We start from the raw sequence: 14,334 nt of genomic DNA on the forward strand, positions 1-14,334 counted from the left end.
ATTTTAAGGAATAGCAATGGAACCTGCACTGTGGGTCAGCAAAACAGGGTTAGAAGCCCAGGATAAAACGATTGCCAACATTGCCAATAATCTGGCGAACGTCAATACGACTGGCTTTAAAAAAGGCCGCGCTGTTTTTGAAGATTTGATTTACCAGAATCTTCGTCAGGCGGGTGCACAGGCTACTCAAAGCACAGAAATTCCCACTGGTATCAATATGGGTACTGGCGTGCGCCTGGCTGCAACCCAAAAAGTATTTACTCAGGGAAGTATACAAAATACTCAAAACTCACTGGACATTGCTATCCAGGGCCGCGGGTTCATGCAGGTGCTTTTACCGGACGGTACCCAGGCTTATACACGTGACGGCACTCTGCAGATAGATTCGCAAGGACAAATCGTTACAGCTGATGGCTATGTGATACAACCGCCGATTACTATCCCTGAGCAAATGATAAGCCTTACCATTGGAACAGATGGTACTGTCAGTGCCTTAACCGCAGGGAATAATATACCCACCCAGATTGGGCAAATTCAGCTAACCGATTTTATTAATGCTACTGGCTTACAGCCCATTGGGCAAAACCTGTTTTTAGAAACACAGGCCAGCGGCCCGGCGCAGACAGATAATCCGGGTAATAATGGCCTTGGCACGCTGCTGCAGGGATCGCTTGAAGCCTCCAATGTCAATGTGGTCGAGGAACTGGTCAATATGATTCAGGCCCAACGTGCCTATGAAATTACCGCTAAAGGGATTCAGACTGTAGACAATATGTTGCAGTACTTGACGCAAACGGTCTAACGGATTCACATTCGATGGGTATATTACGCATAGTATCAACCGGAGTTTTAATCAGTCTGCTTGCAGGCTGTGAATTGTTTCATCCTCCCGTGGCAGGAACTGATCCCGAATATGCGCCTACCTATCCGGTTACACCGGATGTCAAGAAAAGTAAATACATGAGTGGTGCGATTTATAGCGCTGAAACAGCTTTACCATTATTTGAAACCCCCCGGGCAAGACATGCCGGGGATATCGTGACAGTGTTACTGATTGAAAAAACAGATGCCAAAAAACAGGCCACCACCCGACAACGTAAAAATGACAAAATGCAAATTCTAACTGCCAAATTTATGGGAAGGCCTATTGATTTTGGTTCTGGCTACAGTGCCGATTTTGACATTAATGCCAAGCGTCAATTTGACGGTGATGGGCAGTCAGTACAGAACAATAAACTGGCAGGCAGCATCTCAGTAACGGTTGCCAAGGTACTGGCGAATGGCAATATGGTTGTCCAGGGTGAAAAATGGATTCAGATTAATCAGGGTAAAGAATTTGTACGCTTGTCAGGAATTATCAGGCCCCAGGATATTTCACCGAATAATGTAATTACCTCCGATCGAATTGCTAACGCAAGGATATACTACGGCGGCACGGGACAAGTGAATAACACTAACGCACAGGGCTGGTTTTCGCGCTTTCTCTGGGGGCCCTGGTTCCCTGTTTGACGTCATCGGAGTGACGATACTGCCGCTTATTTTAATATGGATAATACATGCGACGAATTGTTTTAGTCTTCTTATTAAGCATTGCCTGCGTTCATGCGGAACGCATCAAGGATGTTGCCACACTGGCAGGCGTACGTACCAACCAGTTGGTAGGCTATGGCTTAATAGTTGGCCTTGATGGCACAGGTGATAGGGCAGGTACCAAATTTACTGAGCAGAGTTTTGGTAATATGCTGACTCAGTTAGGAATTAATATACCACCCGGGACAAAACTGAATTCAAAAAATATTGCTGCTGTTATGATTACGGCCAATTTGACCTCTTTTATGAAGAAAGGGCAGACAATTGATGTCAATGTGTCTTCGATTGGCGATTCCAAAAGCCTGCGTGGGGGCACCTTGCTGCTGACTCCTTTAAAGGGGGCTGACGGACGGGTCTATGCAATGGCCCAGGGTAATATTGTAGTCGTCGGCCTTAGCGTTACCGGCGAAGACGGCTCGAGTGTCACCGTCAATGTTCCCAGTGGAGGGCGTATTCCTAACGGGGCGACCGTGGAGGTTGATATTCCCAATCCCTTCTATTTTTCCCGTACCCTGACTTACAATCTGCGCGTGCCGGATTTTACTACGGCAAAACGGATGAGTGATGCCATTAATGAGATGATGGGTCCAGAGACCGCCCATCCAGTCGATGCGGCATCAGTTGAAATAACGGCACCGAAGCTGATGTCACAACGCGTTGATTATGTATCTGTTCTGGAAAATATAGAATTTTTGCCCGGCGAAGCGGAGGCGAAAGTTATTATTAATGCCCGTACCGGCACAGTGGTTATTAATCAACTGGTTAAAGTCAAACCAGCTGCCGTGTCGCATGGTAACTTGATTGTAACCATCAGTGAGAACCCCTTGGTCAGCCAGCCTAATCCTTTTGCCAATGGAAGAACAGTAGTCACACCCGAAACCCAAATTAATGTGCAGCAGAAAAACAATCGGGCTTTTGTCTTCACACCCGGAGCCAATTTGCAGGATATTGTGAAGACATTAAATTCCGTAGGTGCGGCTCCCGGCGACATAATAGCCATTCTGGAAGCTTTAAAACAAGCTGGGGCACTTAACGCTACATTAATTGTAATCTAAATGAAATTGAAGCTTATGAAGCAATAGGTATGGGAAAAACAATGACAATAGAAGGCATTGCGATTAGTGATTTTAAGCAATTGAATGATTTGAGATACAAGGCTCAAACCGATAGCAGGCAAGCCTTGCCTGAAGTATCAAAACAGTTTGAAGCGATATTTTTGCAGTCCATGTTAAAAAGCATGCGCATGAGCCAGCATTTTATCGACGATAATAACCCTTTAAGAGGCCGGCATCAGGAAACCTTTCAGGAAATGCTCGATGGGCAATACGTAAGCAATATCACCAGTGGACAAAGTATTGGCCTGGCGACCATGCTTGCCCAGCAGCTGGGAAAAACCTTAGGCGATGCCCAGGCCAAAACGGATACGGGAGCGATGCAGCCCATTTCAGCTGATCGCTATATTACTGGACTCCATCCTGCTTCTCCATCGACCAGTCCCGAAAAGGCAGGGACGATCGATGAGTTTGTTAAATCTGTCTGGCCCTATGCGCGCCAGGCTGCAAGCCTAATCGGTCTTGACCCCAAGGTTTTGATGGCTCAGGCAGCACTTGAAACAGGCTGGGGAAAACACATTATCAAAGATGCAAATGGATTAAGCAGCAATAATTTATTTAATATAAAAGGGGCGGGCAGTGATCAGGAGAACTCAGTCGAAGTGAGTACGACTGAATATATCGCCAACACCCCTATTAAAATGAATGCGTCCTTTAAACGTTATGCTACGCCCGGCCATAGTTTCAGCGATTATATCAGCTTGATTAAAGGGAACAGCCGCTATGAGGCCGCTCTGGCTAATACAGCAAATCCTGAACGGTATATCAATGAATTACACCAGGCTGGCTATGCAACAGATCCCTCCTATGCTTCCAAGATTTTATCAATATATAATGGAGGTGAGTTGCAGCAGGCTTTGGAAAGGAATGGCTGTGTATAAAATAACTGTCAAAAGGAGGAAGACAGCATGGCAAATATTTTAAATATAGCGACCTCCGGGCTTTTGGCGTTTCAGCGTGGTCTGGATTTGACTGCCAATAATATTTCAAATTCCCGAACCCCGGGATATACACGTCAAATGCTGCTTTTAAAAAGCTTGCCTTCTCAGCGATTTGCTGGTTCATTTATAGGTGCAGGTGTAAGCCCCGCCGATATAAAGCGTAATAGTGACCGTTTCGCAACTCAGCAAGTACGTGAAACCCTGACCAATAAGGCGCAATACGATATCTTCTACGAACAGGCCTCTCAAATTGACAAGCTGCTTTCCCAGGATGGCAGCAGTATTTCAAGCACCCTGCAAAACTTTTTCAATGCCTTGGGACAGCTTAATGAATCGCCCGATAATGCCGCTTCGAGAGGTGTTGCTTTCAACCAAAGCCAGTTATTAGTCGATCAATTCAGAACAATGCAGCTTCGTCTGGATGAATATCAACACAATAACAGCCAGCAATTGCAGGAAGCTGTGAATCAGGTGAACCGCCTAACTGCCGATATTGCCCAATTGAACGAAAAGATAAGTGTGACGGGAAGCGCGCCGGAATTACTGGATAACCGCGATGAGCTATTGCGCCAGCTTGCACAATATACGGATGTCATTGTGGTTGATGAAGGGAATGCTGGTATTAGTGTTGCAATCGGGAGTGGAGAGCTATTGGTCAATGGAACCAACCATCGTAATCTCGCAGTGATTCCCGGGTTGAATGGTCAGAGCGGTTCCCGTCTGGCCATTGAAAATGGAATGGCTGCGATTGATGTGACTAATAATCTCCATTCAGGAATGATTGGCGGATTGCTGGATTATGAAGAAAATGTCTTGAAGCAGGCCAGTGAACTGCTTGGTCAAATGGCAATTGGCCTGGCAACCCAGTTTAATCAGCAGCAAAGACTGGGTATGGATATGAATAATGCGATCGGTAAAAATGTATTTACTGATTTTAATAATGCGAGCAGCCAGACAGGCCGCTCGTTTCCTTCATCCAATAATACCGGCACCGGGGTATTGTCTGTGAGCTTGTCAGATATTTCCCAATTAAAATTAAGCGACTATGAACTGTTTGTCACTGACACTGGAACAAATGAAGTACGTATATTAAGAAAATCCGATGGTCAGTCCATGATTATGAATCTGACCAGCGCACCCCCTGCACCTCCGGCAGGACAATTGTCCATTGACGGCATGACGATTACTGTAGATAACCTGGGTAATATGGCTAATGGCGATCGCTATTATATCAATCCCACGAAAGGCGCTGCAGGTCAGCTCGCTTTAGCTATCAGCGATCCTAAGGATTTTGCCCTGGCTGCTCCGGTTCGTGTTCAGGCGGCAATGGGAAACTCTGGACAGGGACGCGCTCAACTTGGGGATATAATCGATACCAGCAGCGTCAATAAAGACTTTCGTATCGAATTTATTTCAGATACTCAGTATAACCTTCTGAATCTGACAGACTCAGTCAGCAGCGGTCCTTTCAGTTTTACTCCGAACTCAGACAACCTGGTTCAAATACCAGATTCCTTGAATCCATCCTATTCAATTATTCTTTCTGGTAACCCGGTTGCCGGAGATCAATTCAATGCTTCTTATAATACGAATGGTTTTGGCGATAACCGTAATGGTTTGAAGCTTGCAGCTATACAAAAAGAGACGATGTTTGAAGGCGGAACGGAAACACTGTCCGATCGGTATGCCAATCTTTTGGCACAGATAGGCAGTAAAACCAATCAGGCTAAATTAAGAGGGGAAGCGGCCGATATATTGCATAAGCAGGCACTTGATTTCAGAGACAGTAAAAGTGCAGTAAATCTGGATGAGGAAGCAGCAAATCTTATCCAATTCGAACAGGCTTATCAGGCGGCCAGTAAATTGCTTTCGGTAGCCAGTGAAATGATGGATGTCTTATTTGCAGCAATGAGGTAGGTCATGCGCATATCAACGAATCAAATTTATAGACGGGGTCTGGATAATATTCTGGAGCAACAACTCCAGGTATCCAAATATCAGGGCCAATTATCCTCAGGAAAGAAAGTGCAATCCCCTTCAGACGATCCTGTTGCGGCAGCAAAAATCAGTTTGATGAAGCGCCGGATTGCTGCCACTGAGCAGTTACAGAAAAATAAAGAAGGTACTCAGGCTGCGGTCAGCCTTGAAGAACAGATTCTAGGCAACACGGTCAATGTTGTACAGCGGATCAGAGAACTGCAGGTACAGGCAGGCAACTCGGCGCTTTCCGATGCTGATCGCCTGTCAATTGCCGGTGAGGCGCAGACTTTACTGAATCAATTGCTGGACTTATCAAATAGCCAGGATGGCAATGGGTACTTTATGTTTAGCGGCGGGCAAACAGGAACGCAGGCTTTTGCCAGGGACAGCAGCGGTCAGTTTATTTATAATGGCGATGATACTCAGCGGTTCCAAAGCGTTACTGATAGCATGAAAGTCGCTTTAAGCGATCCTGGCTCTGATGTATTTATGCGCATCCGCAATGGCAATGGCTACTTTTCAATTAGTCAAACAGGATCAGCTAACACTGGCAGCGGGGTAGCCACTTCCGGCAGCATTGTGAACTCCAGCTCCTATGTTCCTGATGATTATACCTTGCAATTCAGTTTAAATAGTGCCAATCAACTGGTTTACATGGTCAGCGGTGCCAGTATGGGAAATGTTATTCCAGCAACTGGAAACCCTGATGATGCGCCTTTATACACAGAGGGAGAGGCGATTAGTTTTAATGGACTTCAATTTACAATCAGCGGAATGCCTAATCCAGGAGATGATTTTTCAATAACTCCAGCTAAAAATGAATCTGTCTTTTCAACAGTGCAGCGAATGATTGACAATCTGAAACATGCGAACGTCACACCAGCGGATAAGGCGGCCATACAGACTGAAAATAACCAAATATTAGATCAGTTAGATAGCAGCCTCGATAATCTCCTTTCTTTTCAGGCGCAGACAGGCACGAGGCTTAATCAACTGGGTATTGTAGAGAAACTCAATGATGATCTGTTATTAATCAGCCATACCACCCTGGATGGATTGGAAAATGCGGATTTAAACGAGGCAGCTGTCAATTTAAATCTTCAGCTGATTTTTCTTCAGGCAGCGCAACAAAGCTTCGCCCGAATCCAGGGTTTGACGGTTTTTAATTATTTATAATCAGTTTGAAACGAATCCCCGCGGCGAAGACCCATAGCTATCTACACAAATATTTTTCCCGCTCCGAATTCTCGCGGCTGCGACCGCGGGGTCCACACGAAGCCTATTTAGAATATTGGTTTTGCTAATTTAGGATAATGTGCGAAAGACTGGTTCCTAAATGCTTTTGCTATTTACGGCAACATTGAATTCCTCTGAAGAGCATGTTCGGCACCAAACATGGGCCCCGCGGTCGCAGCCGCGGGGATTCGACTGCATTTGTGGATAGCTATGGGTCTTCGCCGCGGGGATTCGAACGACTTTGTCGAGGGGAGGGGGAAGGATTACCCAGTCCCTTCTTTCCACAAAAACGTTTTTAAATCCACTCGCCCGTTTTCAACAATCACACCTTCTTCCTCGAGTTTACTTTTTTGTATCGTGAAATAGGGAGAATCTTTGGGGAATGGGAGTTGACCGTTTGATTTAATAATTCGATGCCAGGGAAGTTGATGTTTCTCGGTGCAGGAATGAAGCAGCCAGCCAACTCCTCGGGAGCCTCGTGGATTACCAGCCAATTGGGCAATAAGTCCGTAAGTAGCCACTTGCCCTTCAGGCACTGATTGGATGAGTTTAATGACTGTATTTGAGAATCCAGTACGCGTATTATTCATAAATTTTGCTATGACATCGGTATTCGGCAAATTATGATAGTAATTGTAATCGGGTACAACTAAAAGACGTTGACAGGCTCAATTAACCGTCGATTTCCCGAGACTCAAGGGACGATTTCTGATAGCTAAATCCATTAATCGTCACGAACAGAACGCCTAATAATGAAAAAATTATATAAAAGTGAGTCAGATTACTATAGAAAATGTTGATTAAAACACTACCCAATAGGCAACCTGCAACAGTAAAAAAAGTGAATAGTGAGATTTTAAATCCCATTGGCTCAGGACTACTTTCTACAATCAGACGATTGTAAAGAGGTAGAGCAATACCGGCAGCAATAGTCAAGAGGAGCAAAGGGATAATCAAGCAAACTAAACTTTTATCAAATAAGAGCGCAGAGACCAATGAGAAGCTGCTGCTTAGGGCAACTAACATTATAATAATTGAATTGATCGTTCGCAAAGAGAAGTGCTCAATCCAAGAACTTGCTAATTGTGTTCCAACAAAAAAGCCCATAAAAATAATGAATTGAACGATACCAAAACACATAGGGGTTTGATGAAAATCGATAACGATTATAAAATTACCCGCAACCATCCAGGCTGTCATTGCTGCAAATAGCAGGCCCAAAGAAATAACAGGCTTCATAAAAACCCAATCGAACAATAAACAGGAATAGTGGTTAACCAGGCTGGCGATACTGAAATCTTCTCTCTGATTTCCAATTGTCTCAGGCATGCAGCGGTATAATGGAATTAATATAATTAATACCCAAATGGCTAAAATGATAAAAATCCATTGCCAATGGGCGAATAATAAAATAATTGCCCCGAAAAGCGGGCCAACAGAAGGCGCGAGTATAGTAATACAGCTCATCCATGCCAGTGTCTTAACTGCATGTACTCTATCAAACATTGAATGAATGGTTGCATAACCAGTAATAGTTAATGAAGGCAGACAACTCCCCTGGATGAAGCGGGCAAGCAAAAAGATGTAAAAGTTTGTAGTGAAAGCACAAATTAGTGAGCTTCCGATAAAAACACAGGCACCGACCAACAATACTTTCCTGCGGCCAAATCGTTCTGCACAAGGGCCTATAATCAATTGAAATAACAAATTGCCCAGAAAAAACACGGTCAGCGTAAGGTACGCCCCTGATGGTGATATATTCAGTGATTTGCTTAGGTCTATCAAGCCCGGGACATAGGCATCATTGGCCATATAGGAAGCGACTTCGTAAATTACAAAACAGAGAGGGAATAAGAAATCTTCATTTTTTGCTGAGGCACTCATTATGATCTCTAGTTTTAGGGTTAAAAGGTGTCATTGAAAATGACACCTTTTAAGTTAGTTTAAAGATTGATGTGAAGATTGGGCAATATGTATTAGATATTGATCCATGAGCGTAATTGCGACCATTGCTTCCGCAGACGGAATTGCACGCATTCCTATGCAGGGCTCATAAAATCCCTTGCGTTCAACAATGGTTGTATCGCCATTAATTGTCTGGGTCTGAGCAGCCAAAGGGATGATCGTTGTCGGTTTTAAGCAAATGCTCATGTGCAAGTCTTGACCTGTTGAAATGCCGCCTAAAACACCACCGCTGTTATTAGACATAAATCCATTGTTATTCATTTGATCGCGATGCTCACCCCCAGTTTGGGTAACGCAGCCAAAGCCGGCCCCTATCTCAAACCCTTTAACGGCAGTAATCGACATTAAAGCATGTGCCAAACTGGCGTCTAAGCGGCCAAAGACTGGTGAGCCCAGACCAGCTGGAACATTCTTAACTACAATCCCTAGTAAGGCACCAATTGAATCTCCCTTTGCGTATAATTGATCAATATAGTTAGTAATCTCGTCAATCTGGGTGTTGTTAGGGCAAAAATAAATATTTTCACGAATAAATTGTTCTCCAGCAAAATGCAATTTTAATGTTCCAATTTGCTTGAGATAAGCATAAATTTGCAACCCAAGTGTCTTTTCCAGAAAAATTTGTGCAATTGCACCGGCAGCAGTACGCGGTATTAAATCTCTGGCGGCAGCTCGTCCCCCATCCCGATAATCTCTATTTCCATATTTTCGATAATAAGTATAATCAGCCTGTCCGGGTGAGAATATTTCACGAGATCCCTCTATTTCTTTTTTGGGATGGTCATTCACAACACTTAAAGCGATTGGAGTGCCTGTTGTGGCTCCCTCAAAAACACCAGAAAGTATTTTTACCTGATCACCCTCGGGGCATAAAGAAGTAAACTTTTCTTCCCGTTTAGATTGTTTGTCCAAATAAGTTTGAATTAGATCATTATTAAGAGTTAAATTAGGAGGGCAGCCATCCACAATACAACCTATACCATCGCCGCGATTTTCTCCGAAAGAAGTGACACGAAATAAAGAACCAATTGTATTGCTCATTATCATCTCTCCTTGATGTGCCATATTTGTTCTAAGAGTGACAAGAATGGCTCGAGTTAATACATATTGTAGATTATAAATATCATGCTTATATAATTTGGATTATTGCTAAGCAAAGAATATTTTTAAATCCTCTGCTACATTTAAGGTGAATGGAATGAGAAGAGGTTATCATGGACGTTATAAACAGCAAGGCTTCCAAAATTAAATGTCTGGTATGTGATGTCGATGGTGTATTTACAAACACCTCCATCTTTCTCGACTCCGAAGGAGAGCAAATGATCGCTTTTAGTTCTATCGATTGTTTAGCAGTAGAAATGCTCCAGTCAGCAGGCATTAAAGTTGCTATTTTAAGTACTTCGAAAGCACCTGCAATTGTAAATAAAATGTCTGAATATGGGGTAATTTGCTATACACGTCTCGATAAAAAATTGCCAGCTTATTTAAAGTTAATAGAGGAGTTTGACCTTCAAGAGGAAGAAATAGCCTATATCGGTGATGACTTACCCGATTTGCCTATTTTCAAACGGGCAGGTTTATCCATTGCCGTTGCCAATGCGATGCCGGAACTTAAAGAGCACGCCGATTGGTCAACCGCTAGAAAGGGTGGAAATGGTGCAGTTAGAGAGGTAAGCGAACTGCTTTTGCGCGCTCAAAATAAATACCAATATATTTTGCAATATTATATGGAATAGGCTGCTTGATGCACTTAATTGCTTCTGTAGCCTTGCTAAGGCATGGCTGGCGCGCCTAAGAAAGAAATTAATTCTCTTCCTTAGGGGTTGTAATAGTTGTTTTTAATAATTTTTCCATTGTGTCTGCCCTCAATGGTCTGCTAAGCAAATACCCTTGAATCTCATCGCATTCCTGATCTTTCAGGAAATTCATTTGGTTCTCACTCTCAACCCCTTCAGCCAATACACGGAAGTTGAGGCTTCTCGCCATTGCGATAATCGCTTCTATTATCACTTCATCACTTCTTGATTTGGAGATGTTTTGTACAAATGACTGATCAATCTTGAGTCGATCAATATGTATCTGTTTTAAATAATTCAGGCTGGAGTTGCCAGTACCAAAATCATCCAAAACAATTTTTACCCCTATTTTGTTTAATTGATGAATCATGCGTTGAACTTCACTATGGGTAATGATGACATTTTCAGTAATCTCAATCTCAAGGTATTCGGCAGGTATCTGGTATTCCTTTAGAATGGCATCCACTGTTTCTGCAAAATTCAGTTGCTTCAACTGCTGTGTAGCCACATTCACGGCCACCCGTATATAGGGAAGTCCGCGCTCGCGCCACTCGACGATTTGGCGGCATACTTCACGGATTACCCATTCGCCAATCGGTACGATAAGCCCTGAATCTTCAGCAACTGGAATAAAATCAAGCGGCAGAACCGTCCCTTTTTCTGGATGCTGCCAACGAATTAATGCTTCCAGGGCCAGTAAATGATTCTGCTCCATATCAAATTGGGGCTGGTAAAGGAGGAAAAACTCTTGATTGGAAATCGCACGCCGAAGCTCATTTTCCTGTTTCAAACGTTTCAGGCTTTGATGATTTAATTGATTAATATAAAATTTAAGTTGGTTACCACCTTGCTCTTTTGCCATGTACATTGCCAAATCAGCATGCTTTAGCAGGGTATTGGCGTTTTTACCATCAGTCGGATAAATACTTATTCCAATACTCGCACTGGTATTGATTTCATTTCCTAAAATCTCGAAGGGTTGTGTAAACAGCATGAGGATCTTGTGCGCGACAGTCAGGCTTGCATCGGATTGCGCCAGCTCGGGGATTAACATAACAAACTCGTCTCCCCCCAGGCGGGCCAAAGTGTCTTCCTCACGTACTAGGGAAGAAAGTCTTTTTGCGACTGCGCATAGCAGCTCATCGCCAAATTGATGGCTATAACTGTCATTAACCAGTTTGAAGCGATCCAGATCAAAGAAAATAATGGCAAAATAACGATTATGTCTTAATGAGGAGGAAATTGCCTGTTGGATACGGTCATGAAGCAGTATGCGATTGGGCAAGCCGGTTAATGGGTCGTGAGTTGCCTGATATTCGAGTTTTTGTTCGAGTAAGGCCTGATCGGTTATATCCCTGAAGCTCCATACTCTTCCTACTGTGACTTGATTTACTTTGTGAGGTTGGGAGCGGCATTCAAGAATAGTACCTGTTTTGAAAGTAACAACGATTTGACTAGTATCATTAATTTCAAGAGACAAATCCTTTATCTGGCGCAAAAATTCTTCTGATTCCTGTAATTGCTCAACCATATATTCCAGCATTAGGGTTTCGCTGCCCAGATCCATAATCGACTCAGGGATTTGCCACATATCGACAAACTTGGTGTTGAAATCTATAATTTTCTTATCGAGATTGACAACCAGAATACCGTCAGCAGACGATTCAATTGTGGCACGAAGGAGAGAGAGCGATTGCTGTAATGATTCTGTTCTTTCCTTTACAATTCGATTTAGTGATTCAGTATGACTTCTTGACTCTCGGGCTAAAGCCCATTTTTTAGTCAAAGCACAGGCCAGCTGACGAACCGCGACTTTATCAAATGGTTTTTTTAGCACCAGCAAGTTATCTGTCATGCCCAGATTGGAGACAGTTTCTTCCCAGGAGTAATCCGAATAAGCCGAACAAATGACCACCTGAATGTCGTGGTCAATTTCCCACATGCGTTTGATGGTCTCTATCCCGTCCCATCCAGGGGGCATGCGAATATCAACAAAAGCCAGAGCATAGGGATTGCCCTCATCATAGGCTTGTTTAATTTTCGCAACACCTTCAGCTCCCTGCGAGGCTGTATCAATTTTGAATTCAGGCAATAAGTTGAGAACCTCTGTCTGCTGACTCTCTCCAAATAACTCCCTATCCAGTTTATCAAAAAGGGGAGAACGCTTTTCCATCGTCAAAACTTTTATGAAATCCTGATGGATGGCGGGATTATCATCAATAATAATAATACGAAGTTCTATTTCATTCATTGAAAATCCGTTTCGTTTCGAAGTTATTACTGTGACAGGGAAGGGTCAGCTTGAACACTGCCCCTTTACCCAGGCCGTCGCTATGAGCTGTCAACCGACCCCCCATTTCCTGTGTTGACAGGCCGGAGCTATGTAAACCAAACCCATGGCCATCTTTTTTAGTAGTGAATCCAAAAGAGAAAATTTTATTCAAATTTTCCGGATCAATTCCCGTTCCATTATCTTTTACAGCAATACTGATAGTATCCGCATTTTTTTGAGCGATTAATTCTATCATCATGTTTTTATTGGTATTTTTTAATACCGCATCTTTGGCATTGTGTATTAAGTTAACTAATATTTGCAGCAGCTTAGATTTATCGGAGATAATAAAGATAGGCTCAATTAAGTCTTTTTTAATGGTAATAAAATTGTCACGGCTAATGTTGATGGATAATTGCAATGCGGTGTCTATTATGTCAGGAAGAAAAATTTTTTCTTGCATACCAGGTACGCCGCTTAAGCATTGCTGCATGGATACGATGTCTTTAATATGACCCAAGTCTTTGTCAATATTGCTAATCTCAGCTTCGCATTTGTTATTTGTGTCCAAAATGAGCTGAATCAAAGCGGTCATATACTGGGGGATTAATTTTCCTTTAGGGTGCTCACTCAAAAACTCGACTAAATTGTCCTTGTTTTGAAGGATCATCTCGACTATTTGTAAGAGTTTCTGGTGATAAGGTTGTTTGAACTCGTCCTTTAAGATGTGGATTGAGAGATTGGAGCTGTTTAAAATATTGCCAATGTTATGCAAAATGGAGGTAGCCACTTCAGACATTCCGGCTCGCCTTGCAGACTGCATAAATTGCTGATTCAATTCATGTATTTTTTCTTCTGCCTCCTTTTCCTTTTGTATATCCATTATAATCCCTGCCAGCTGCCCGGGTTCCTCAAGGCAGTGGCAAATGACGTGATACCATCTGTAATTGCCTTCAGGATTTTTTATTTTAATTTCACAATCGTAATTGACCTGCTTTTCAAATGCTTCTGTAACCAGATTTCTAAGTAAATCGCGATGCTCAGGATGTACAAGCTTGAAAAACTCGTCATAGTCGGGCGCTGGATAAAGGGGATCCAGTTTAATAATCCGGTAAAGTTCCTTTGACCAAATGGTCTGATTTGTAGTGCGATCGTAAAACCAATATCCCATTTTGGCAATGTGCTGCGCCTGTTCCAATTTCTCATTAAGCATTTGCATTTCGCGGGAGGAAATATCCATTGAACGTTCAATCAGGTAACGATCCTGGTCTGCTTCCTGGTAGGATTTATTAATACGCGAGAGAAATTCTTGCCATTTCTCCAGATCGGTAGGCAATGAATCAGTTCTAAATTGCAGTCGATTTAGCTGTCGGGCTAAAAGTTTATGCACTTCCATCATATGTCTCTTTTGTTAGCAGAAACTCAGTTACAGTTATCCTTTA

Annotated in this window: 12 protein-coding genes; 7 read left to right on the forward strand and 5 right to left on the reverse strand. The window is 43.0% G+C overall.

Going from position 1 to position 14,334, the window contains the following annotated elements; translation table 11 throughout:
• Positions 1–16 precede the first annotated feature (16 nt).
• From flgG to flgL, 6 genes are read left to right on the forward strand one after another with little or no spacing between them, the layout of a single operon-like run.
• Positions 17–802 carry a flagellar basal-body rod protein FlgG gene (gene flgG / locus DYH42_RS06240; RefSeq protein ID WP_058522827.1) on the forward strand — a complete coding sequence of 262 codons (786 nt, stop codon included), beginning with the start codon at positions 17–19 and terminating at the stop codon, positions 800–802.
• A 14-nt stretch (positions 803–816) separates the two neighbouring features.
• Complete coding sequence (locus tag DYH42_RS06245) at positions 817–1,509, forward strand: flagellar basal body L-ring protein FlgH (protein ID WP_058522828.1); 693 nt, start codon at positions 817–819, stop codon at positions 1,507–1,509.
• A gap of 47 nt (positions 1,510–1,556) precedes the next feature.
• Entirely contained in the window at positions 1,557–2,645 is a 1,089-nt protein-coding gene (locus DYH42_RS06250) for a flagellar basal body P-ring protein FlgI (RefSeq protein WP_058522829.1), read from the forward strand.
• A gap of 41 nt (positions 2,646–2,686) precedes the next feature.
• Positions 2,687–3,583: a flagellar assembly peptidoglycan hydrolase FlgJ gene (gene flgJ / locus DYH42_RS06255; protein ID WP_058522862.1), complete on the forward strand. Its 897-nt coding sequence runs from the start codon at positions 2,687–2,689 to the stop codon at positions 3,581–3,583.
• 27 nt (positions 3,584–3,610) lie between these two features.
• On the forward strand, positions 3,611–5,560 hold the full coding sequence (gene flgK, locus DYH42_RS06260; RefSeq protein ID WP_058522830.1) for a flagellar hook-associated protein FlgK: 1,950 nt from the start codon (positions 3,611–3,613) through the stop codon (positions 5,558–5,560).
• A 3-nt stretch (positions 5,561–5,563) separates the two neighbouring features.
• Entirely contained in the window at positions 5,564–6,799 is a 1,236-nt protein-coding gene (flgL, locus tag DYH42_RS06265) for a flagellar hook-associated protein FlgL (RefSeq protein ID WP_058522831.1), read from the forward strand.
• Between the two features lie 323 nt (positions 6,800–7,122).
• Here the strand turns inward: flgL and DYH42_RS06270 are convergent, their stop codons facing one another.
• The 3 genes from DYH42_RS06270 to aroC form a co-directional block, all read right to left on the reverse strand.
• Positions 7,123–7,449 carry an MGMT family protein gene (locus DYH42_RS06270; protein ID WP_058522832.1) on the reverse strand — a complete coding sequence of 109 codons (327 nt, stop codon included), beginning with the start codon at positions 7,447–7,449 and terminating at the stop codon, positions 7,123–7,125.
• An 82-nt stretch (positions 7,450–7,531) separates the two neighbouring features.
• A complete protein-coding gene (locus tag DYH42_RS06275; protein ID WP_058522833.1) occupies positions 7,532–8,743 on the reverse strand; it encodes an MFS transporter in 1,212 nt (403 codons plus the stop codon).
• Between the two features lie 54 nt (positions 8,744–8,797).
• Complete coding sequence (gene aroC, locus DYH42_RS06280; protein ID WP_058522834.1) at positions 8,798–9,865, reverse strand: chorismate synthase; 1,068 nt, start codon at positions 9,863–9,865, stop codon at positions 8,798–8,800.
• A gap of 173 nt (positions 9,866–10,038) precedes the next feature.
• Between aroC and DYH42_RS06285 the strand changes: the two genes are divergently transcribed.
• Positions 10,039–10,560, forward strand: a complete 522-nt coding sequence (locus tag DYH42_RS06285; protein ID WP_065232790.1) for a KdsC family phosphatase — start codon at positions 10,039–10,041, stop codon at positions 10,558–10,560.
• Positions 10,561–10,627: 67 nt separating this feature from the next.
• On the opposite strand, the gene DYH42_RS06290 is transcribed toward DYH42_RS06285, so the two are convergent.
• Together DYH42_RS06290 and DYH42_RS06295 are read right to left on the reverse strand one after the other, a co-directional pair.
• Entirely contained in the window at positions 10,628–12,871 is a 2,244-nt protein-coding gene (locus DYH42_RS06290) for an EAL domain-containing protein (protein WP_058522836.1), read from the reverse strand.
• Complete coding sequence (locus tag DYH42_RS06295) at positions 12,864–14,291, reverse strand: sensor histidine kinase (RefSeq protein WP_237758969.1); 1,428 nt, start codon at positions 14,289–14,291, stop codon at positions 12,864–12,866. The genes DYH42_RS06290 and DYH42_RS06295 overlap by 8 nt, the downstream gene beginning before the upstream one ends.
• Between the last annotated feature and the right edge of the window lie 43 nt (positions 14,292–14,334).

Origin of the sequence: Legionella birminghamensis, assembly GCF_900452515.1 — a bacterium.
In the GTDB taxonomy this organism is placed as follows: domain Bacteria; phylum Pseudomonadota; class Gammaproteobacteria; order Legionellales; family Legionellaceae; genus Legionella_C; species Legionella_C birminghamensis.